The following is a 20,910-nucleotide window of genomic DNA, read 5'->3' on the forward strand; positions in this document are numbered from 1 at the left end:
CAGGATTCCCGCCGGAAAGACACGTCCCGTTTCAGAACTCGAGGTTGTCGATCAGGCGTGTTTCGCCGATCCGCGCGGCGGCGAGCGCTACCAGCGGCTCGCCCTCGCGCGCCGCGCCGAGGTCGTGGCGACGGCGCAGCGTCAGATAGTCCGGCGCCCAGCCGGCGTCGCGCAGCGACGCCATCGCGTCGGACTCGATGCGATCGAGGTCGCGCTCGCCCGCCTGCCAGCGCGCGATCATCGCTTTCAGCGTGCGCGACAACAGCAGCGCGTCCCGCTTCTGCTGCTCGCTCAGGTAGCCGTTGCGCGAGGACAGCGCCAGGCCGTCGGCGTTGCGCTCGGTCTCGCCCGCCAGCACGCGGATCGGCATCGCCAGCTGGTCGACCATGCGGCGGATCACCATCAGCTGCTGGTAGTCCTTCTTGCCGAAGACGGCCACGTCCGGCTGGACGATCTGGAACAGCTTCGCGACCACCGTGCAGACGCCGATGAAGAAGCCGGGCCGGAAGTGACCCTCGAGGATGTCGGCCAGTTCCGCCGGCGGATGCACCTTGTAGCCCTGCGGCTCGGGTACATCTCCCGTTCGTCGGGCGCGAAGACCAGGTCGCAGGTGGCGCCTTCCAGCAGCTCGGCGTCGCGCGGGAGCGTGCGGGGGTAGCGGTCGAAGTCCTCGTGCGGCGCGAACTGCAGCCGGTTGACGAAGACGCTGGCGACGACCAGGCCGTCCGGACCGACCGCGGCACGAGCCTGGCGCACCAGCGCCAGATGGCCGTCGTGCAGGTTGCCCATCGTGGGCACGAACGCGACCGGGCGGCCGCCCGCGAGCGCGGCGCGCAGGCCGGCGATGTCGTGGTGGATCTTCATGATCAGTAGGTGTGCTCGGCGGCGGGGAAGGCGCCGGACTTGACCTCGGTCACGTAGCGCGAGAAGGCGTCGCCGATCGAGGCCGCGCCCTGCATGAAGTCGCGCACGAAGCGCGGCTTGCGGCCGCCACCCCACGCCCAGCATGTCGTGCATCACCAGCACCTGGCCGGAGCACTCCGCGCCGGCGCCGATGCCGATGACGGGCACGCCCAGCGAGCGCGTCAGCTCGCCGGCCAGCGCGGCCGGCACCATCTCCAGCAGCAGCATCTGCGCCCCCGCGTCGACGAGTTCGCGCGCATGCGCCTTGATGCGCGCGGCGCCGGCTTCATCGCGCCCCTGCACCTTGAATCCGCCCAGGGCGGTCACGGTCTGCGGCGTCAGGCCGAGGTGGGCGCAGACAGGGATGCCGCGCTCGGTCAGGAAGCGGACCGTCTCGGTGGTCCAGCCGCCGCCTTCGAGCTTGATCATGTGCGCGCCGGCTTGCGCCAGCTGCATGGCGTTTTTCCAGGCCACCTGCGGGGACTCGTGGTACGTACCGAACGGCAGGTCCGCGATGACCCAGGCGACGCGGCGCGCGCGCGCCACGTTGGCCGTGTGATAGACCATCGCCTCCAGCGTGACGGGGACCGTCGTCTGCAGGCCTTGCACCACGTTGCCCAGCGAATCGCCGATCAGGATCGAGTCCACGCCGGCGTCTTCCATCGCGTGCGCGAAGGTGGCGTCGTAGGCGGTCAGCATCGCGATCTTCTCGCCGGCGGCATGCATGTCGAGCAGGCGCTGCAGCGTGACGGGCTTGCGGTCGGGCGACGAGCCCGCGGGCCGCGGCACGGCGTAGAGGGAGGTCGGGGGGGAGGTCTGGTCGGTCATGCGTGTCCCCTGGAGGCAGGTCCGGGGAGGGTCCGGGGGGTGGGGCGGCAGTGTACCGGGACGGTGCCACGATGCCGCTTTCTGAGGACAATGCCGGCCATGACCCTGACTGAACTGCGCTACATCGTCGCCGTCGCCCGCGAGCGCCATTTTGGCCGCGCCGCGGAAGCCTGCTTCGTCTCCCAGCCGACGCTGTCGGTGGCGATCAAGAAGCTGGAGGAGGAACTCGACGTCAAGATCTTCGAGCGCGGCGCCAACGAGGTGACGATGACGCCGCTGGGCGAGGACATCGTGCGCCAGGCCCAGTCGGTGATCGAGCAGGCCAGCGCGATCAAGGACATCGCCAAGCGCGGCAAGGACCCCCTGGACGGGCCGTTGCGGCTGGGCATCATCTACACGATCGGACCCTACCTGCTGCCGGAGCTGGTCAAGCACTGCATCGACCTCTACCCGCGCATGCCGCTGATGCTGCAGGAGAACTTCACCCAGAAGCTGCTGGACATGCTGCGCACCGGCGAGCTGGACTGCGCGATCATGGCCGAGCCCTTCCCCGACGCGGGCCTGGCGGTGGCGCCGCTGTACGACGAGTCCTTCGTCGTGGCGGTGCCGGCGGTGCATCCGCTGGCGAAGAAGCCGCGCATCAGCGCCGAGGAGCTCAAGGCCGAGACGATGCTGTTGCTGGGCAACGGCCACTGCTTCCGCGATCACGTGCTGGAGGTCTGCCCGGAGTTCGCGCGCTTCTCGACGGACGCCGAGGGCATCCGCAAGAGCTTCGAGGGCAGCTCGCTGGAGACGATCAAGCACATGGTGGCGTCCGGGATGGGCGTCACCGTGGTGCCGGCGCTGAGCGTGCCGGACCACGTCCCGCCGCACCTGCGCTACGTGCCCTTCGAGGACCCGGCGCCGACGCGTCGCGTCGTGCTTGCCTGGCGCCGCACCTTCACCCGTTACGAGGCCGTCGCGGCGCTGCGCAACGCAGTCTATGCGTGCACGCTCAAAGGGGTGACGTTGCTGTCGTGACTTGCCGCAAGACCCGACCCCTTGCCTAAGCCGCCCTCGGGCGGCTTTAGTTTTTCCTTATCGCGACACTTAAGCTATCCAAATATCGCCATCGATAGCAATTCCCTAAAGTCCTCCTCATGCGCCGTCGCCGTCCTCCTTCCGGGAGAGTTCAGCGCCGGTCCGGACCTCTACAAAAGCGTCCCTGTCTGAAGCATCGAGGAGTGCCCCGAATGAGCGCCAAGCCCCAACATCCCGCCCAGTGCCCGGTCATGACGACGAGCGCCGGCGCGCCGATCGCCGACAACCAGAATTCGCTGACCGCCGGCCCGCGCGGCCCCGTCCTGATGCAGGACTACCAGCTGATCGAAAAGCTGGCCCACCAGAACCGTGAACGCATTCCTGAGCGCGTCGTGCATGCCAAGGGCTGGGGCGCCTTCGGCACGCTGACCGTCACGCAGGACATCACCCGATTCACCCGCGCGAAGCTGTTCGGCGAGGTCGGCCAGCAGACGCCGATGCTGGCGCGCTTCTCGACAGTCGCCGGTGAGCAGGGCGCCGCCGACGCGGAACGCGACGTCCGCGGCTTCTCGCTGAAGTTCTATACCGGCGAAGGCAACTGGGACCTGGTCGGCAACAACACCCCGGTGTTCTTCATCCGCGACCCGCTGAAATTCCCCGACTTCATCCGCACGCAGAAGCGTCACCCGGTGACCAACCTGCGCTCCGGGACCGCCGCATGGGACTTCTGGAGCCTCTCCCCCGAGAGCCTGCACCAGGTCACCATCCTGATGAGCGACCGCGGCATCCCCGTCAGCCCGCGCTTCATGGACGGCTTCGGCTCCCACACCTACAGCTTCTGGAACGCGGACGGCGAGCGCTTCTGGGTGAAGTTCCACTTCAAGACCCGCCAGGGTCATCGCACCCTGACCAACGCCGAGGCGAGCACGGTCATCGGACAGACCCGCGAGAGCTACCAGGAAGACCTCTTCGGCGCGATCGAGCAGGGGCAGTTCCCGCAGTGGACGATGTCCGTGCAGGTGATGCCGGAACTCGACGCCGACAAGACCTCGTACAACCCCTTCGACCTGACCAAGGTCTGGCCGCATGCCGACTATCCGCTGATCGAGGTCGGCGTGCTCGAGCTCAACCGCAACCCGGAGAACTACTTCGAGGAGATCGAGCAGGCCGCGTTCTCGCCGAGCAACATCGTGCCCGGCATCGGCTTCAGCCCCGACAAGGTCCTGCAGGCGCGCATCTTCAGCTACGCCGACGCGCACCGCTACCGCCTCGGCACGCATTACGAGGCGCTGCCGGTGAACGCGCCCAAGTGCCCCGTCCATCACTATCACAAGGACGGCGCAATGAAGTTCTTCCGCACGCCGACGGGCAATCCGAACGCGTACTACGAGCCCAACAGCTTCGGCGGCGCGACGCAGGATCCGTCCGTGGCCGAACCGCCGCTGCGCCTGCAGGGCGACGCGGCGCGCTTCGACCATCGTGTCGGCAACGACGACTACGCGCAGCCCGGCGCCCTCTTCCGCCTGCTCGGCGAAGAACAGCAGCAGCGCCTGGGTCGCAACATCGCCGAATCGATGCGCGGCGTGCCGGCCTTCATCATCGATCGGCAGCTGGGCCACTTCGACAAGGCCGATCCGGCCTACGGCCGTGTCGTGCGCGCCGCGCTGAGCGCGCTCGACATCGAGTTCACCGTCTGACACCGCCGGATTTCATCTGTAAGGAGCAAGACATGACCCCACGATCCGGACAGCGCACACTGGGTTGGTTGCTGGTGGCCGCCGGCGCCGCGCTGAATGCACAGTCATTGATCGACTGGATGCAACACAGCGTCGCCTGAGCAGCACCCGCCTCGCGCCCCACGGTCATGTTGCCGATCACCTGGATCGGTTAGGCTGCGGGGCGTCTTTTGTCTTCCATTCCCGTAAGGAGTCCCTCGATGGCCAAGAAGAGCCCCTCGCCCGCCAAAGCCGCCTCCGCCAAGGGCGCGCCGTCCATCCAGATCGGCATCAGCGACAAGGACCGCGCCGCGATCGCGCAGGGCCTGTCCAAGCTGCTGGCCGACACCTACACCCTCTACCTGACCACGCACAACTTCCACTGGAACGTGACCGGGCCGATGTTCAACTCGCTGCACGCGATGTTCATGGCCCAGTACACCGAGCTGTGGAACGCCGTGGACCCGGTCGCCGAGCGCATCCGCTCGCTGGGTCACAAGGCGCCGGGCTCCTACGCGCAATTCGCGGCGCTGAGCTCGCTGCCGGACGCACCGACCACGCCGCCCAAGGCGCTGGACATGGTCCGCATCCTGGTCGACGGTCATGAAGGCGTCGCCCGCACCGCGCGCGCGCTGTTCGACCTGGTCGACAAGGCCAGCGACGAGCCGACCGCCGACCTGCTCACCCAGCGCCTGACGGTGCACGAGCAGACCGCGTGGATGCTGCGCTCGCTGCTGGAAGAGTGATCAGCCCACGGCCTTGATGCGCCCGTCCCGCCGGGCTTGCGCCAGCATCGAGGCCAACGCGCACGACGCGAGCCGCGCCGTGCGCGAATCGGCGCGGCTGGTCAGCACGATCGGCACCTTCGCGCCGAGCACCACCCCCGCTGCGTAGGCCTGCGCCAGGAAGCTCAGGCTCTTGGCGAGCATGTTGCCCGCGTCCAGGTCCGGCACGATCAGCACGTTGGCCTTGCCCGCCACCGGCGACACGATGCCCTTGATGCGCGCGGCCTCGGGATCGATGGCGTTGTCCATCGCCAGCGGGCCGTCCAGCACCGCGCCGGTGATCTGCCCGCGGTCGGCCATCTTGCACAGCGCCGCCGCGTCCATCGTCGACGGCACCTTCGGATTCACCGTCTCCATCGACGACAGCAGCGCCACGCGCACCTCCGGCAGACGCAGCGCATGCGCGAGGTCGATCGCGTTCTGCACGATGTCGACCTTCTCCTCCAGCGTCGGCTGGATGTTGATCGCCGCGTCCGAGATGATCAGCGGCTGCGCATGCCCCGGCACGTCCATCACGAAGCAATGGCTGATGCGCCGCGCGGTGCGCAGGCCGCCTTCGCGCCGTACCACCGCGCCCATCAGTTCGTCGGTGTGCAGGCTGCCTTTCATCAACGCGTCGACCTCGCCCTTGAGCGCCATCGCCACGCCCATGTCCGCCGCAGCATGGCTGTGCGGCACGTCGACCAGCGTGTAGCGCGACAGGTCCACGCCGGCCGCGGCGGCAGCCTCGGACACCTTGCCCGCCGGGCCGATCAGGATCGGTTCGATCAACCCCAATGACGCGGCCTCCGTCGCCGCGAGCAGGGACACGTCGTTGCAGGGGTGGACGACCGCCATGCGCAGCGGCGGCAGGTGGCGCACCGCCTCGATGAGGCGGTCGTAGTGCGGATGGGCACTGGGCGCTTGTTCGGTCATTGTTCGATCACCCTGCGTCTCCCTGGGACATTGGCAACGAGTCGCGGTCGATGATGCATGCTGCGGTGCAACAAATCAAGCCGAGCGGACCTCGCGAGGCAGTGCTGGGAGCAAAGCGAATGTCCGGAACGTCCGACTGGATCCACGACTGGCAAGCGTACGCGACCGACGCGTGGCAGCGCACGCTGCTGACGCTGGACACGATGCGCGAGCGCGGCAACGTGTTCCTCGACCATCTGCAGGCCGGCAAGCCGGCGCTGCTCAAGTTCGAACATGAACTGCTGATCGACGGCCGCGACCTGCCGCAACCCTGCAACTACGCGCTGCTGCGCATCCTGCCGGCCGACGGCGACATCGTCGATCCCGCGCGCCGGCCCATCGTCGTCATCGATCCGCGCGCGGGCCACGGCCCCGGCATCGGCGGCTTCAAGCCGGACTCCGAGATCGGCGTCGCGCTGCGCGCCGGTCATGCGGTGTACTTCATCACCTTCGAGCCGGAACCGGTCGAGGGTCAGACCTTGCTCGACGTCGCCCGGGCCGAGGCGCAGTTCATCGAGGAAGTCGCCCGCCGCCATCCGAAGGCGCCGGGACTGCCGGCGGTGATCGGCAACTGCCAGGCCGGCTGGGCCGTCGCCGCGCTGGCCGCCGTGCGCAGCGACCTGATGGGCCCGATCGTGCTGAACGGCGCACCGCTGTCGTACTGGGCCGGCTCGCCCGAGCAGAACCCGATGCGCTACGCGGGCGGCGCGCTCGGCGGCGCCTGGATGTCGGCGCTGTCGGCGGACCTCGGCGGCGACCGCTTCGACGGCGCGCACCTGGTCTCCAACTTCGAGAACCTCAACCTCGCCAACAGCTGGTGGGACAAGTACTACCACCTCTATGCCAACGTCGACACCGAGCGCGAGCGCTTCCTCGACTTCGAGCGCTGGTGGGGCGGCTACTTCCGGATGACCGGCGAGGAGATCGAGGCCATCGTCGAGAACCTGTTCATCGGCAACCGCCTGGCGCGCGGCGAAGTCGAGCTGGAAGGCTATCGCCTGGACCTGCGCAACATCACCGCGCCCATGGTGATCTTCGCGTCCTGGGGCGACAACATCACGCCGCCGCAGCAGGCGCTGGACTGGATCATCGACGTCTGGGGCAGCGAGAAGGCGCTGGTCAAGGCGGGCCGCACCATCGTCTACATGCTGCATCCGAAGATCGGCCACCTGGGCATCTTCGTCGGCGGCGGCATCGCGCGGCGCGAGCATGAGCAGATCTTCGACACGCTCGAACAGATCGTCGCGCTGCCGCCCGGTCTCTACGAAATGAAGATCGATGCCCGCGATCCCGACGCACCGCTGGCGGCGCTGGAATCGGGCGACTACTCCGTGAGCTTCGAGACCCGCACCGTGGACGACCTGCGCGCGCTGAATCCGGAATGCCGCCGCGACGAGGCGCTGTTCAGCACGATCGCGCAGGTGTCGGAGATGAACATGCGCCGCTACCGCCAATGGCTGCAACCGGCGGTGCGCGCGGTCGGCAGCAAGGCGCTCGGCGAGTGGCTGCGCTGGACGCACCCGCTGCGCCTGCAGCATCTGGCGATCTCCGACCTGCATCCGCTGGCGCCGTGGCTCAAGCAGGCCGCCGACCACGCGCGCACGCAGCGCCAGAACGTCGATGCCGAGAACCCGTGGCTGAAGTGGGAGCAGCTCGGCTCCCGCGCGATCAGCGAATCGCTGGACCGGCTCGGCCACCAGCGTGACGCGACGCTCGTGCACTGGGTCGAGGCGGTGTATGGCCCGAGCGGGCTGGGCGCGGTGCTGCCACCGCGTGACTCGGACCTCGCGTCCGGCGTCGCGCACGCGGCCGCCGACGAGCGCGAAGGCCGTCGCATGGCGCTGGAGCAGGTCGAACAAGGCGGATTCGCGGACGCGGTCTGCCGCATCCTGCTGGCGGGGCTGGCCCATCGCGGCGTCGTCCAGCGGCGCGGGCTGGTCCTGGGCCAGCTGCTGGCCGATTCCCACCGCCGCATGGCCGAGGAGGCCGAAGGTGCCGTCGCCGCTGCGGCGGTGCCCGGCGAGGACTGGGCGACGCTCCTGCATCGGCAGGCGCTCATCGTGACCTTCGCGCCCGACGAGGCGATGGCCGCGCTGCCGACGCTGCTGCCGACGCTCGAGGACCGCGAGCAGGCGGTGGCCCTCGCGAGCGCGGTGCTGATGGCCGAATCCGAGCTCGCCGACCCGCAGTCGCCCGCGGCGCGCTACGTCCACGAGCTGCTGCACGTCGATCCGGCACGAGTCGCCGACATGGCGCTCGCGTTGTCGGCACCGATCGCGGCGACCACGGCGACGGTCTCGATCGCGGCCTCGACGGCGGCGGCCAAGCCCGCGCGTCGCCGCAAGGCGGTGGCATGAACTCCGCCGCCGTCCAGTTCGGCCGCCTGCTGGCCGGGCGCAAGGTGCTGATCACCGGCATCGCCAACGATCAGTCGATCGCCTACGGTTGCGCCCGGGCCTTCCGCGCGATGGGCGCCGACCTGGCGCTGACCTACCTCAACGACAAGGCCCTGCCGCACGTGAAGCCGCTGGCCGACGCGCTCGGCGCCGAGCTGCTGCTGCCGCTGGACCTGCGCGAGCCCGAGTCGCTCGACGCCCTCTTCGCCGCGGTCTCCGAGCGCTGGGGCGTGCTGCACGCGGCATTGCACTCGATCGCGTTCGCACCGAAGGACGATCTGCACGGGCGACTCGTCGACAGCAGCGCGGCCGGCTTCGCGCTGGCGATGGACATCTCGTGCCACAGCTTCATCCGCATGGCGCGCCTGGCGGAGCCGCTGATGCGCACCTCCGGCGGCACGTTGTTCACGATGAGCTTCCAGGGCGCGAGCCGCGTCGTCGAGCACTACAACCTGATGGGTCCGGTGAAGGCCGCGCTGGAAGCCTCGGTGCGCTACCTGGCGCACGAGCTGGGTCCGGCCGGGATCCGGGTGCACGCGATCTCGCCGGGGCCGATCGCGACACGCGCGGCCTCGGGCCTGGAGGAGTTCGACCAACTGCTCGCCGATGCCGCCGCCCGCGCGCCGGCCCACGCGCTGGCGACGATCGACGACGTCGGCTACGCGACCGCGATGCTCGCGGGCGACCACGCGCGGCTCATCACCGGCTCGACGCTGTACGTCGACGGCGGTTATCACATCATGGGGTGAGCGATGGATCCACGACTTGAAGGCGAATTCATCGCGGTGGTCAACGCGGGCTCATCCAGCATCAAGCTGTCGATGTACTCGCTGCACGAGGACCGCCGACTGGGCCCGCTGCGGCTCGAATTGCGCGCGCAGGTCGAAGGGATCGGCACCGCGACGCCGCACTTCGAGGCCTCGCATGCCGACGGCTCGAAAGCCGGCTCGCGCGACTGGCCGGTCGGCGAGGCGCTGACGCACGAGGGCGCGCTCGATCACCTGGTCGAGTTCGTCACCCACGAGTTCCCCGGCATCGAGATGCTGGGCATCGGCCACCGCGTCGTGCACGGCGGGACCGCGTTCGCGCAGCCGGTGCGGGTGACGCCGCCGGTGCTGGCGCAACTGGAGACGCTGGTGCCGCTCGCGCCGCTGCATCAGCCGCACAACCTGGCGCCGATCCGCCGCGCGTTCTCGGCGCTTCCGGGGCTGCCGCAGGTCGCGTGTTTCGACACGGCCTTCCATCGCGGCCAGTCCGACGTCGCCGACGCCTTCGCGCTGCCCTACGCGCTGTTCGAGGCCGGCGTGCGCCGCTACGGCTTCCACGGGCTGAGCTACGAGTACATCGCGTCGCGGCTGCCGGCACTGTCGCCGCGGCTGGCCGACGGACGCACCGTCATCCTGCACCTGGGCAACGGCGCCAGCGCCTGCGCGCTGCACCGCGGCCGCAGCATCGCCAGCAGCATGGGCTTCACCGCCGTCGACGGCCTGCCGATGGGCACGCGCAGCGGCGCGGTCGATCCCGGCGTGCTGATCTACCTGATGGACGAGCAGCGCATGGACGCGCGCGAGCTCGAAACCCTGCTCTACAAGCAGTCCGGCCTGCTGGGACTGTCCGGCATCTCCAGCGACATGCGCCAGCTGCTGGCCAGCGACGCGCCGCGGGCGCGTTTCGCGATCGATGTCTTCGTCCACCGCGTCGCCCGCGAGATCGGCGCGCTGGCGGCGGAAATGGGCGGCCTGGACGGCCTGGTGTTCACCGCCGGCATCGGCGAGCACGCTGCGGAGATCCGTCGGCGGGTGCTGTCGCGCTGTCTGTGGCTGGGCGTGTCGACGCAGGAGGCCGCCAACCGCGAGGGGCCAGCCGAGCGCCGGATCAGCACCGTCGACAGCCGGTGCGAGGCCTGGGTCATCCCCACCGACGAGGAACTCATGATGGCCCGCCACACGTTCCGGCTGCTCGCCGGGGAGGAGTGACCATGCGAACGCCCAAGCAACGCTACAGCCACGAGGAGTGGGAGAAGACCGTCGAGGACGTGGACCTGCAGATCGCGCAGCTGGCGATCATGTGCCACGTGCGGCTGCTCGATCCCGGCGTCATCGAGCGCGTGCTCGACAACGACCTGCGCATCTGCGGCGACGGCCACGAAGGCGGCTTCGAGAAGCTGCGCGGCATGCTCTACCTGCACTACGAGGTCCAGGCCCGGCTGGCCGAGGAACTGGGCCCGGTCGACGCGGCCGAGGTCGTCCAACGCGTGCGCCAGCACCTGCTGGTGCGCATCGGCACGCAGCTCGGCACGCTGGGCACGCCGCAGGCGCAGAGCGGCGGCAACGGCGGCGGCGCCAGCAGCCAATAACCCCGACGGCTTGGGCCGGGCGGGCGGCGGCGCTACAGTGGGCCGCATCGCCTTGCGGGCCTCTCGAGTCTTCCCCCATGCGCATCGCCATCCTCTCCTTCGACGGCTTCAACGAGATCGACAGCTTCATCCCGCTGGGACTGCTGAACCGGCTCAAGCCGCTGGGCTGGTCCGCCGAGCTGTGCGGCCCGGGACCGGCGGTCACCTCGATGAACGGCGTGACCGTGCAGCTGAAACATCCGCTCGAATGGGCCAACGAGGCCGACGCCGTCTGGTTCGGCTCCGGCATCTACACGCGGGCGATCGCGGAGAACTCGGCGCTGCTGGACCGGCTGCAGCTCGATCCGACGCGGCAACTGATCGCGTCGCAGTGCTCCGGCGCCTTGCTGGTGGCACGGCTGGGCTTGCTCGGCGATGCGCCGGCCTGCACCGATTCGTCCACGCGACCCTGGCTGGTCGAGGCCGGCGTGCGCGTCCTCGACGAGCCCTTCCACGCCCGCGGCCCGGTGGCGACGTCGGGCGGCTGCCTCGCGTCGCAGTACCTGTCCGCGTGGCTGATGTGGAGCAAGGCCGGCGAGAGCGCCGCGCGTGATGCGCTGACCTACGCCGCGCCGGTCGGCGAGAAGGACGAGTACGTCGAGCGCCTGCTGGCCCGTGTCCGCCCGTTCATGACGCCCGCATGAAGGGTCCCAGGACACCCACCCTCTGGAGTCGGCGGCAGCCGGCCCCGGGGGATGCGACCTGCGGTTGAGCCCCGCCAGCGTGGGAGCAGCCCCCGGGGCCGGCTGCCGCCGACGGGCGCGGTCAAAGAAGGAAGACTGCCCGATAATCGCGGGTTCGCCGCCCCACAGCCGCCATGTCCACCGACCCTTCCCGCATCCCCGCCGAAGTGCGCCGCCGCCGCACCTTCGCCATCATTTCCCACCCTGACGCGGGCAAGACCACGCTGACGGAGAAGCTGCTGCTGTTCTCCGGCGCGATCCAGATCGCGGGCTCGGTGAAGGCGCGCAAGGCCTCGCGGCATGCGACGTCCGACTGGATGGAGATCGAGAAGCAGCGCGGCATCTCGGTGGCCTCGTCGGTGATGCAGATGGAGTACCGCGACTGCGTGATCAACCTGCTGGACACCCCCGGTCACCAGGACTTCTCGGAAGACACGTACCGCGTGCTGACCGCCGTCGATGCGGCGCTGATGGTGATCGACGCGGCCAACGGCGTCGAGCCGCAGACCCGCCGGCTGATCCAGGTCTGCCGCGCGCGCAACACGCCGATCCTGACCTTCGTCAACAAGATGGACCGCGAGGTCCAAGAGCCGCTGGCGCTGATGGACGAGATCGAGCGCGAGCTGGGCATGACGGTGGTCCCGTTCACCTGGCCGGTGGGCATGGGCAAGCACTTCCACGGCGTGATGGACCTGCGCCAGCAGCGCATGCGCGTCTTCGCGCCCGGCGAGGACCGCGCCGCCGGCACCGAGGAGGTGCTGGACGGGTTGGACAACCCGGCCTATGCCGAGCGCTTCGGCATGCAGTACGACAACGCGCAGGGCGAGATCGAGCTGGTCAACGAGGCCGCGCCGGCCTTCGACGAGGCGGCCTTCCTCGCCGGCCAGCAGACGCCGATGTTCTTCGGTTCCGCGGTCAACAACTTCGGCGTGCAGGAAGTGCTGGACGCGCTGGTCGAGCTGGCCCCCGCGCCGGCCGAGCGCGCCGCGATGCAGCGCGTCGTGCAGCCGGAGGAGCCCAAGTTCACCGGCGTCGTCTTCAAGATCCAGGCCAACATGGACCCGGCGCACCGCGACCGCATCGCTTTCCTGCGCGTGGCCTCGGGCCACTTCGAGCGCGGCATGCGTCTGAAGGTCGTGCGTTCCGGCAAGGAGCTGCGTCCCAACACGGTGGTGAGCTTCCTGTCGCAGCGCCGCGAGCTGCTGGACGAGGCTTTCGCCGGCGACATCATCGGCATCCCCAACCACGGCGTGCTGCAGCTCGGCGACACGATCACCGAGGGCGAGGCGCTGCAGTACACGGCCTGCCCTTCTTCGCGCCGGAAATGTTCCGGTCGGTGGAAGTGGCGGACCCGCTCAAGACCAAGCAGCTGCGCGAAGGTCTGCGCCAGCTCGGCGAGGAAGGCGCGATCCAGGTCTTCCGCCCCGAGGCCGGCAGCGTGCTGCTGCTGGGCGCGGTCGGCCAGCTGCAGTTCGAGGTCGTCGCCCACCGCCTGGAGCATGAATACGGCGTCAAGGCCCGCGTCATGCCGGCGCGCTACAACGTCGCGCGCTGGGTCACCTGCGACGAGGCCGACGGCGGCGAGAAGGAACTGCGCCGCTTCATCGACCACAACGCGCATCGCGTCGCGTGGGATGCGGTGAACGCGCCGACGGTGCTGCTCGAGTACGCCGGCGAGCTCCGCGCCATGCAGGAGAACTGGCCCAAGATCAAGTTCCACGCGCTGCGCGAGCACGCGGGCCTGGTCTTCCAGAAGCAGATGGACGCCTGAGGTTCACGACCCGTCGGCGAACGGATCGGATCAGGAAACGGAACAGGGGTCAGGTCTTTCGTCCGCCGTCCGGGTGTCGTGACCTTGTTGGCGTTTATGCAACGACATCGTTGTCGGCCTGTCATCGCCCCTTCCTACACTGCCGCGATGCCCCACGAGATCCAGCCCCTGCCGGAGCGCCGTCTGTGCTGCCTCCTGCTGGCGGCGGGACTGCTGCCGGGCGCGCTGCCCGCGGCGCTGGCGGCGCCCGCGGCCCGCGCGCGGACGATCGCGGGCATGGCGGCGGGGCCGACCGAGCTGGTCGCGTTCACCGAGAACCTGCCGCCCCTGAACTACAACGAGGGCGGCGCGGCGCGCGGCTTCAGCACCGAACTCCTGACGCTGATGGCGGCCGACGCCGGCCTGCCCTTGCGCGTCCAGGTGCTGCCGTGGCAACGGTCGGTGCAGGAGGCCGGTCGGCACCCGGACAGCGTGCTGTTCTCGCTGACGCGCACGCCCGAGCGCGAGACCCAGTACCGCTGGGTCGGACCCATCAGCCCGCGACGCATCCTGGTCTATCGGCTGAGCCACCGCACCGATGTGCGCCCCGCCAGCCTCAAGCAGCTCAACGGCTTGCGTCTGGGCGTGTCGCGCGATTCAGCCGCCGCGAAGCATCTGATCGCCGAGGGGCTGCGGCCCGAGACCGAGCTGGAACTCGGCCTCGACGACGCCACCAACCTGCGCAAGCTGCTGGCCGGCCGCATGGACCTCATCGTGTTGCTGGACTGGGCCGCGGCCTGGCACCTGCGTGAGCTGAAGCTGCCCTACGCAACGCTGGCGCCCGTGCTGCCGATGGACGTCGACAAGTCCTACTGGTACGGCCTGCCGGCGGACAGCGATCCGGCCTTGGCTCGACGCCTGCAGGCCGCGCTGGACCGTCTCAGGCGGGATGGGCGCTACGAGCGCCTGCGGCAGCAGTATTTCGATTGAGCGGCGCCGCACCGGCCGCCCCTGCGGCGGCAGGCGCGGCGGGCAGGCAGCCCAGTGCTTCCAGGGTGCGCTCGATCGCCGCATCGAGCGGCGTGTGCGGCACGCCGCCATCCCTGGCCAGTTCGGCCGCAAGGCGCGCCTCGTCCATGCGCATCGGCTCGCGCCACAGGTAGCGCATCTCGGCCAGCTCGCGGAACAGCGGCACCACCGGCTGGGCCAGCCGCACCGCCCACCACGGGAAGCGGGTGACCCGCGGCTGCGTGCCGGTGCGCCGCCGGACGACGCGGCGGATCGCCTCTGCCATCTGGCGTCCGTCGGCATCCCAATGGCCGGCGAAGTGGAAGCGGGCGAAGGCCGGCAGCGTGTCGCAGCGCTCGATCAACGCCGCCATGGCCGTCGCGACGTCGGGCAGATAGGCCCATTGATGGCCCACACCGTCCGTGCCCGCCTGCTGGATCCGCGTCACCGGCTGGCCCGGCGTCACGAGCCCCTGCGAGAACCAGCTGTTCGCCGCGCCCGGGCCGAAGAAGTCGCCGGCCCGGAGCACGATCGCCCGGAAGGCGCCCCGCTCGGCGCCTTCCTGCAGGCGGCGTTCCATCTCGACGCGGATCGCGCCCTTGCGCGTCAGCGGGCGCTGTGGCGAGTCTTCGAGCGGGTGCGGCATTGCGTCGGGCCCGAAGTTGTAGACGGTGCCAGGCAGCACGATGGTCGCGCCCCGGGCCGACGCGGCGGCGATGGTGTTGTCGAGCATCGGCAGCACCAGCTCGTTCCAGCGACGGTAGCCGGGCGGGTTCACGGCGTGGACGATCACGCTGCAGCCCGCCGCGGCGCGCTGGACGTCCTCGGCCTCCAGCGCATCGCCGCGCAGCCACTGCAGGCCGTCACGGTGTTCCGATTCGGTGGCCAGTCCGCGCTTGAGCGCGCGCACCGTCCAGCCCGCGTCGCGCAAGGCCCTGGCCACCGCGCCGCCGACACCGCCGCTCGCGCCGAGCACCAGCGCCGTCCGCCGCGCCACCGCCGTCATCGCGGCCAGCACACCGATCGCATCCATCGAAGTCATCGCATCCATCGTCAGCTCCTGTTGGACCGGGCCGGTCCGGTTGGGTGAAGGCATGGGACGGATTCTGGAAAAGAGCGGCTTTCCTGAAAATTACCGAGCATCGACAGGCGGCTATACATTTCTGCATGGCTTTGAAGACTTCCTCGCGGACGACGGATACCCCCACTCCTGCCGGCGCCGCCGACTCCGCCGGTGCGTCCAGTTCCGGCATCGCCTGGGAGTGGTATCGCTCTTTCCTGGGCGTGCTGCGGGAGGGCTCGCTGTCCGGGGCCGCGCGGGCGCTGGACCTCACCCAGCCGACGGTGGGCCGGCACGTGACGGCGCTAGAGGCGCGGGTGGGGCAGTCCCTCTTCGTGCGGACGCCCGCCGGCCTGCTGCCGACCGAGGCAGCGCTGGCGCTGCGGCCTTACGCCGAGGCGATGGACAGCACGGCAGCCGCGCTGGAGCGCACCGCGCGCAGCCACGGCGACGGCGTGCGGGGCATCGTGCGGGTGACCGCGAGCGAGGTCATCGGCGTGGAGGTGCTGCCGCCGCTGATCGCCGAACTGCGCGAGCGCCACCCGGCGCTGATCGTCGAACTGGTGCTGAGCAACCGCGTGCAGGATCTGCTGAGACGCGAAGCGGACATCGCGATCCGCATGACGCCGCCGAAGCAGGAGCAGCTGATCGCGCGGCGCGTCGGCGTGATCGAGGTGGGTCTCCACGCCCACGAGCGCTACCTGGCGGCGCATGGGACGCCGGGCTCGATGAAGGCGCTGGTCGCGGATGGTCACGCGCTGATCGGCTACGACCAGCCGGCCCCCTACGTCCGCGAGCTGGCGCGGCGCTACCCGGTGATGGACCGCGAGCACTTCGCGCTGCGCGCCGACAGCGACCTGGCGCAACTTGCACTGATCCGGGCGGGCGCCGGACTCGGGCTGTGCCAGGTCGCGCTCGCGAAGCGCGATCCGGCGCTGCATCGTGTGCTCGAGGACGAGCTCAGCATCCCGCTGGAGACCTGGGTCACGATGCACGAGGACCTGCGGACAGTCCACGATGCCGGGCGGTGTTCGACGTGCTGGTGGCCGGCCTCGAGCGACATGTCGAGGCCGGCGGCGGCGCCGCGCTCAGCTGATCACGGCTTGATGCTGTAGTTCGCCGGCACCCAGCGATAGCCCTTGCCGTCCGCGGCCACGTGGCCGAGGCCCGGGAAGGACACGTGCGCGATCGCGACCCAGTAGCCGTTCTTCGCCGCGTCCGCGTAGGCCTTCTGGCGCTGCGGCATCGCCAGCTTCGAGTCGCTGTCGAAGTTGATCGTCACCGTCGGATCCGGGAACTGCACTGCCGCGACGTGCATCAGGTCGCCCCACACCGCCAGCTTCTGGCCCTGGCTCTCCACCATGTAGACCGTGTGTCCCGGCGTGTGGCCATAGGCCGCGTGCGTGCGGATGCCCGGCACCAGCTCGGTCTCGCCGCTGAACGGCTTCAGGCGGCCCGCGTCCTGGTACGGCTTCAACGCCGCGATCGCCGCGCCGAAGAAGTCCTTGTGGCCGGGCGCGGCCTTCGCGGCGTTCGCCGCATTCAGCCAGTAGTCGGCATCGTGCTGGTCCATCCGCACCACGGCGTTCGGGAACACCGCCTGGCCGTCCTTCGTCAGGCCGGCCGCGTGGTCCGGGTGCAGGTGGGTGATGTAGACCTCGTCGACCTGCTCCGGCTGGTAGCCCGCCGCCTTCAGGTTGGCGAGCAGCTTGCCCGTCGTCGGACCGAACGCGCCGTTGGCGCCGGTGTCGATCAGCACCAGCTTGGTGCCGGTGTTGATCAGGTAGCCGTTGATCGATGTCTCCACCGGCGGCTTCAGGGCGTTCTTCGCCAGCGCCTTCACCACCGTGCCGGGCTTGGCCTTGTCCATCAGCTGGTCGACCGGCAGATCGACCGTGCCGTCGCTCAAGGCGGTGATCTCGAAGTCGCCGAGCATCAGCCGGTAGTAGCCCGGCGCCTGTGTCTTCACCTGCGGCGCGGCCGCCTGCACGCCAGCGGCGGCCAGTGCGAGCGCCAGTCCCAGCGCGGCGAATTTTCCGGAACGGATCATGGGGAATCTCCTGTGCATGTGATGCGTGTGTGGGGCGTGATGAGTGTGTTCCAAGCGATGCGTGCGTTGTTGGAACCGCTGTGTTCGAACTGGCGCGCAGCATAGCCACGCCCGCGCGCCCGCCACCCTCCCCGTTCGGAAGAAGCACCCTTCCCCCGCAGGAGATTCCGGTGACACGCGCTCTTCAGGACGGCGTTGTGGCATGTCCTGGCCCCTTCTGGAAATCGCCCCGGCGACGCTGCACGTCAGCCTCGTGAAAGACGCATGCGGCGTCATGTGGAACCCCCGCGTCGCCGCGACCACGGAGGCCCGAGGGTTAGCCCTTGCGCAATGCTGCTTAAAGGGTTTTACGCTGTCGACGGGACCTCGCCGGGGCCCTAAATTCCTGGCTCCACTACAGAGGCACCGGACCACCGGCGCCCACCCTTGCGCCGATGAGCAACCTCATCCTGGAGACACGCAAACTGACCAAGGAGTTCAAGGGCTTCACCGCCGTGGACTCGGTCGACCTGCAAGTGCAGCGCGGGCATATCCACGCGCTGATCGGCCCCAACGGCGCCGGCAAGACGACCTGCTTCAACCTGCTCACGAAGTTCCTGACGCCGACCCGCGGCCAGATCCTCTTCAACGGCCACGACATCACCGGCGAGAAGCCTGCGCAGATCGCCCGGCGCGGGGTGATCCGCTCGTTCCAGATCAGCGCGGTGTTCCGCACCTGACGGTGCTGGAGAACGTGCGCATCGGCCTGCAGCGCTTCACCGGCACGAGCTACCACTTCTGGAAGGGCCTCGGCGGCCTGTCCAGGCTGGACGGCCGGGCGCTCGAGCTGCTGGAACTCGTCGACCTGCGCGACATGGCCGCGCTGCGCGCCGCCGACCTGCCCTACGGCCGCAAGCGCGCGCTGGAGATCGCCACGACCATGGCGATGGAACCTGAACTGATGCTGCTGGACGAGCCCACGCAGGGCATGGGCCACGAGGACGTGGACCGCGTCACCGCGCTGATCAAGCGCGTCGCCGAAGGACGGACCGTGCTGATGGTGGAACACAACATGAAGGTGATCAGCAGCATCGCCGACCGCATCACCGTGCTGGCCCGCGGCGCCGTGCTGGCCGAGGGCGACTACGCCACCGTGTCCCGCCATCCGAAGGTGCTGGAGGCCTACATGGGCTCCGAGGCCACCGAGCTGCAAGGGGCACATGCATGAAGCCGACGTGCCGTTGCCGCTCGGCGTGCGCCGCGCCCGGGCCGCCCCAAGCAAGCACGCGTCCCCTGGGGGACCGGCCGATGCTGGCATCGGACGAGGGGCTCCAATGAACGCACTCGAGATCAAGGGACTTCAGGCCTGGTACGGCGAGAGCCACATCCTGCACGGCATCGACCTGGCGATCCCGCAGGGTCAGGTCTTGACGCTGCTGGGCCGCAATGGCGCCGGCCGCACGACGACGCTGCGCGCCATCATGGGCCTGACCGACCGCCGCAGCGGCTCGATCAAGGTCCACGGGCAGGAGAGCGTCACCCTGCCCACGCATCGCATCGCGCGCCTCGGCCTGGGCTACTGTCCGGAGGAGCGCGGCATCTTCGCGTCGCTCAGCACCGAGGAGAACCTGCGCCTGCCGCCCGTCTTCAAGAGCGGCCGCGGCAAGGTCATGTCCGAGGACGAGATCTACGCGATGTTCCCCAACCTCTCCGAGCGCCGCCACAGCCCGGGCACCCGGCTGTCCGGCGGCGAGCAGCAGATGCTGGCCGTGGCCCGCATCCTGCGCACCGGCGCGGACATCCTGCTGCTGGACGAGATCTCCGAGGGCCTGGCCCCCGTCATCGTCCAGGCGCTGGCCCGCATGATCACCGCGCTGAAGGCGCAGGGCTTCACCATCGTGATGGTGGAGCAGAACTTCCGGTTCGCCGCGCCGCTGGCGGACCACTTCGTCGTGATGGAACACGGCCAGGTGGTCGAGTCCTTCAGCGCCGCGCAGCTCGACAGCAAGCGCGCGCTGCTCGACGAGCTGCTGAGCGTGTGACGGACGCGCGCCGCCTCCGTGACGCACGATCCCGACAGCCGACATTTCCAGGATTCCGAGCTTCGAGTCTGAAACCCGCATGGGCCCGTTGAGGCCGTTAGAACAAGGAGACAAGCGATGAAGACGACCCTCAAAACCGTTGCCCTGGCCTCGGTGCTGGCCTGCGGCAGCCTCGGCGCGCAGGCGCAGATTTTCCGGCGACACCGTCAAGATCGGCATCATCACCGACATGTCCAGCGTCTACGCCGACATCGACGGCGCCGGCGGCGTGGAGGCGATCCGCATGGCCATCGCCGACGCGAAGGGCATGGCCGCCGGCAAGAAGATCGAACTGGTCTTCGCCGACCACCAGAACAAGGCCGACGTCGCCGCCTCCAAGGCGCGCGAATGGTTCGACACGCAAGGCCTGGACCTGCTGATCGGCGGCACCAACTCCGGCACCAGCCTGGCGATGGCCAAGGTCGCGGCGGAGAAGAAGAAGCCCTTCATCTCGATCGGCGCCGGCACCTCGCGCCTGACCAACGAGGAATGCACGCCCTACACCATCCACTACGCCTACGACACGGTGGCCCTGGCCAACGGCACCGGCGCGGCGGTGACCAAGTCCGGCGGCAAGACCTGGTTCTTCCTGACGGCGGACTACGCCTTCGGCACGTCGCTGCAGTCCGACACGTCGGCGGTGGTGACGAAATCCGGCGGCCAGGTGCTGGGCGCGGTGAAGCATCCGCTGAACGCGAGCGACTTCTCCTCCTTCCTGCTGCAGGCGCAGAGCTCCAAGGCGCAGATCCTGGGCCTGGCCAACGCGGGCGGCGACACCATCAACGCGGTGAAGGCGGCCAACGAGTTCGGCATCACCAGACGATGAAGCTGGCCGGCCTGCTGATGTTCATCAACGACGTGCACTCGCTGGGCCTGAAGACCACCGAAGGCATGTACCTGACCGACAGCTGGTACTGGAACCAGAGCCCCGAGGCGCGCGCCTGGGCGCGCCGCTTCTTCGAGAAGATGAAGCGCATGCCCTCGTCGCTGCAGGCGGCGGACTATTCGGCGGTGTCGCATTACCTGAAGGCGGTCGAGGCGATCAAGTCCGACGACGGCGACAAGGTCGTGGCGCAGATGAAGGCCACGCCGATCAACGACTTCTACACGAAGGGCACGATCCGCAAGGAAGACGGCCGCGGCGTGCACGACATGTTCCTGCTGCAGGTGAAGTCGCAGAAGGAATCCACCGAGCCGTGGGACTACTTCAAGGTCGTGACCCGCATCGCGGGCGATGACGCGTTCACCAAGCTGGCCGACTCCAAGTGCCCGCTGGTCAAGAAGTGAGCTGAGGCCGGAGACA

13 protein-coding genes and 6 pseudogenes are annotated in these 20,910 nt (G+C 69.3%); 14 read left to right on the top strand and 5 right to left on the bottom strand.

Annotated elements, in window-relative coordinates; translation table 11 throughout:
* Window positions 1-31: 31 nt before the first annotated feature.
* Window positions 32-864 (bottom strand): annotated as a pseudogene (gene panC, locus ACFJIX_RS07185) (pantoate--beta-alanine ligase).
* A 2-nt stretch (window positions 865-866) separates the two neighbouring features.
* Window positions 867-1,629 (bottom strand): annotated as a pseudogene (gene panB, locus ACFJIX_RS07190) (3-methyl-2-oxobutanoate hydroxymethyltransferase).
* A 201-nt stretch (window positions 1,630-1,830) separates the two neighbouring features.
* Here panB and ACFJIX_RS07195 point away from each other — a divergent pair.
* From ACFJIX_RS07195 to ACFJIX_RS07205, 3 genes are all read left to right on the top strand, one after another.
* Window positions 1,831-2,751: a hydrogen peroxide-inducible genes activator gene (locus ACFJIX_RS07195; RefSeq protein ID WP_297532779.1), complete on the top strand. Its 921-nt coding sequence runs from the start codon at window positions 1,831-1,833 to the stop codon at window positions 2,749-2,751.
* Window positions 2,752-2,963: 212 nt separating this feature from the next.
* A complete protein-coding gene (locus ACFJIX_RS07200) occupies window positions 2,964-4,448 on the top strand; it encodes a catalase (RefSeq protein WP_377158748.1) in 1,485 nt (494 codons plus the stop codon).
* A gap of 239 nt (window positions 4,449-4,687) precedes the next feature.
* On the top strand, window positions 4,688-5,212 hold the full coding sequence (locus ACFJIX_RS07205; RefSeq protein WP_067280034.1) for a Dps family protein: 525 nt from the start codon (window positions 4,688-4,690) through the stop codon (window positions 5,210-5,212).
* Here ACFJIX_RS07205 and ACFJIX_RS07210 read toward each other — a convergent pair whose 3' ends face one another.
* The gene (locus ACFJIX_RS07210) at window positions 5,213-6,166 is read right to left on the bottom strand and encodes a phosphate acetyltransferase (protein ID WP_377158750.1); all 954 of its coding nucleotides are present in this window, start codon (window positions 6,164-6,166) and stop codon (window positions 5,213-5,215) included.
* A 119-nt stretch (window positions 6,167-6,285) separates the two neighbouring features.
* Here ACFJIX_RS07210 and ACFJIX_RS07215 point away from each other — a divergent pair, with 119 nt between their 5' ends.
* From ACFJIX_RS07215 to ACFJIX_RS07245, 7 genes and pseudogenes are all read left to right on the top strand, one after another.
* Window positions 6,286-8,562 carry a DUF3141 domain-containing protein gene (locus ACFJIX_RS07215; protein ID WP_377158751.1) on the top strand — a complete coding sequence of 759 codons (2,277 nt, stop codon included), beginning with the start codon at window positions 6,286-6,288 and terminating at the stop codon, window positions 8,560-8,562.
* Window positions 8,559-9,350 carry an enoyl-ACP reductase FabI gene (gene fabI / locus ACFJIX_RS07220; protein ID WP_377158752.1) on the top strand — a complete coding sequence of 264 codons (792 nt, stop codon included), beginning with the start codon at window positions 8,559-8,561 and terminating at the stop codon, window positions 9,348-9,350. Before ACFJIX_RS07215 ends, fabI begins: the two co-directional genes overlap by 4 nt.
* A 3-nt stretch (window positions 9,351-9,353) precedes the next feature.
* Window positions 9,354-10,577 (top strand): acetate/propionate family kinase, encoded by a 1,224-nt coding sequence (locus tag ACFJIX_RS07225; protein ID WP_377158753.1) that lies wholly within the window; start codon window positions 9,354-9,356, stop codon window positions 10,575-10,577.
* Between the two features lie 2 nt (window positions 10,578-10,579).
* Window positions 10,580-10,957: a hypothetical protein gene (locus ACFJIX_RS07230; protein ID WP_377158754.1), complete on the top strand. Its 378-nt coding sequence runs from the start codon at window positions 10,580-10,582 to the stop codon at window positions 10,955-10,957.
* Between the two features lie 77 nt (window positions 10,958-11,034).
* Window positions 11,035-11,640 (top strand): DJ-1/PfpI family protein, encoded by a 606-nt coding sequence (locus tag ACFJIX_RS07235; protein ID WP_377158756.1) that lies wholly within the window; start codon window positions 11,035-11,037, stop codon window positions 11,638-11,640.
* Window positions 11,641-11,813: 173 nt separating this feature from the next.
* Window positions 11,814-13,450 (top strand): annotated as a pseudogene (locus ACFJIX_RS07240) (peptide chain release factor 3).
* Window positions 13,451-13,597: 147 nt separating this feature from the next.
* Window positions 13,598-14,419, top strand: coding sequence for a substrate-binding periplasmic protein (locus tag ACFJIX_RS07245; protein ID WP_377158757.1), 822 nt, complete (start codon window positions 13,598-13,600; stop codon window positions 14,417-14,419).
* Here ACFJIX_RS07245 and ACFJIX_RS07250 read toward each other — a convergent pair.
* Window positions 14,370-15,479 carry an NAD-dependent epimerase/dehydratase family protein gene (locus tag ACFJIX_RS07250; RefSeq protein ID WP_377161656.1) on the bottom strand — a complete coding sequence of 370 codons (1,110 nt, stop codon included), beginning with the start codon at window positions 15,477-15,479 and terminating at the stop codon, window positions 14,370-14,372. The genes ACFJIX_RS07245 and ACFJIX_RS07250 overlap by 50 nt on opposite strands.
* A 125-nt stretch (window positions 15,480-15,604) precedes the next feature.
* Here ACFJIX_RS07250 and ACFJIX_RS07255 point away from each other — a divergent pair.
* Window positions 15,605-16,593 (top strand): annotated as a pseudogene (locus ACFJIX_RS07255) (LysR family transcriptional regulator).
* On the opposite strand, the gene ACFJIX_RS07260 reads toward ACFJIX_RS07255, so the two are convergent.
* Entirely contained in the window at window positions 16,594-17,547 is a 954-nt protein-coding gene (locus tag ACFJIX_RS07260) for an MBL fold metallo-hydrolase (RefSeq protein WP_377158759.1), read from the bottom strand.
* 434 nt (window positions 17,548-17,981) lie between these two features.
* Here ACFJIX_RS07260 and ACFJIX_RS07265 point away from each other — a divergent pair.
* From ACFJIX_RS07265 to ACFJIX_RS07275, 3 genes and pseudogenes are all read left to right on the top strand, one after another.
* A pseudogene (locus ACFJIX_RS07265) lies at window positions 17,982-18,754 on the top strand (ABC transporter ATP-binding protein).
* Window positions 18,755-18,860: 106 nt separating this feature from the next.
* Window positions 18,861-19,568, top strand: a complete 708-nt coding sequence (locus ACFJIX_RS07270; RefSeq protein ID WP_377158760.1) for an ABC transporter ATP-binding protein — start codon at window positions 18,861-18,863, stop codon at window positions 19,566-19,568.
* A 117-nt stretch (window positions 19,569-19,685) separates the two neighbouring features.
* Window positions 19,686-20,894: pseudogene (locus ACFJIX_RS07275) on the top strand (ABC transporter substrate-binding protein).
* Window positions 20,895-20,910 lie beyond the last annotated feature (16 nt).

This window comes from Roseateles sp. UC29_93 (assembly GCF_042695725.1).
GTDB classification, from domain to species: Bacteria; Pseudomonadota; Gammaproteobacteria; order Burkholderiales; family Burkholderiaceae_C; genus Roseateles; species Roseateles noduli_A.

Coding starts and splice junctions, on each gene's coding strand:
- ACFJIX_RS07195 (WP_297532779.1), top strand. CDS start 1,831: ATGACCCTGACTGAACTGCGCTACATCGTCGCCGTCGCCCGCGAGCGC.
- ACFJIX_RS07200 (WP_377158748.1), top strand. CDS start 2,964: ATGAGCGCCAAGCCCCAACATCCCGCCCAGTGCCCGGTCATGACGACG.
- ACFJIX_RS07205 (WP_067280034.1), top strand. CDS start 4,688: ATGGCCAAGAAGAGCCCCTCGCCCGCCAAAGCCGCCTCCGCCAAGGGC.
- ACFJIX_RS07210 (WP_377158750.1), bottom strand. CDS start 6,166: ATGACCGAACAAGCGCCCAGTGCCCATCCGCACTACGACCGCCTCATC.
- ACFJIX_RS07215 (WP_377158751.1), top strand. CDS start 6,286: ATGTCCGGAACGTCCGACTGGATCCACGACTGGCAAGCGTACGCGACC.
- fabI (WP_377158752.1), top strand. CDS start 8,559: ATGAACTCCGCCGCCGTCCAGTTCGGCCGCCTGCTGGCCGGGCGCAAG.
- ACFJIX_RS07225 (WP_377158753.1), top strand. CDS start 9,354: ATGGATCCACGACTTGAAGGCGAATTCATCGCGGTGGTCAACGCGGGC.
- ACFJIX_RS07230 (WP_377158754.1), top strand. CDS start 10,580: ATGCGAACGCCCAAGCAACGCTACAGCCACGAGGAGTGGGAGAAGACC.
- ACFJIX_RS07235 (WP_377158756.1), top strand. CDS start 11,035: ATGCGCATCGCCATCCTCTCCTTCGACGGCTTCAACGAGATCGACAGC.
- ACFJIX_RS07245 (WP_377158757.1), top strand. CDS start 13,598: ATGCCCCACGAGATCCAGCCCCTGCCGGAGCGCCGTCTGTGCTGCCTC.
- ACFJIX_RS07250 (WP_377161656.1), bottom strand. CDS start 15,479: ATGACTTCGATGGATGCGATCGGTGTGCTGGCCGCGATGACGGCGGTG.
- ACFJIX_RS07260 (WP_377158759.1), bottom strand. CDS start 17,547: ATGATCCGTTCCGGAAAATTCGCCGCGCTGGGACTGGCGCTCGCACTG.
- ACFJIX_RS07270 (WP_377158760.1), top strand. CDS start 18,861: ATGAACGCACTCGAGATCAAGGGACTTCAGGCCTGGTACGGCGAGAGC.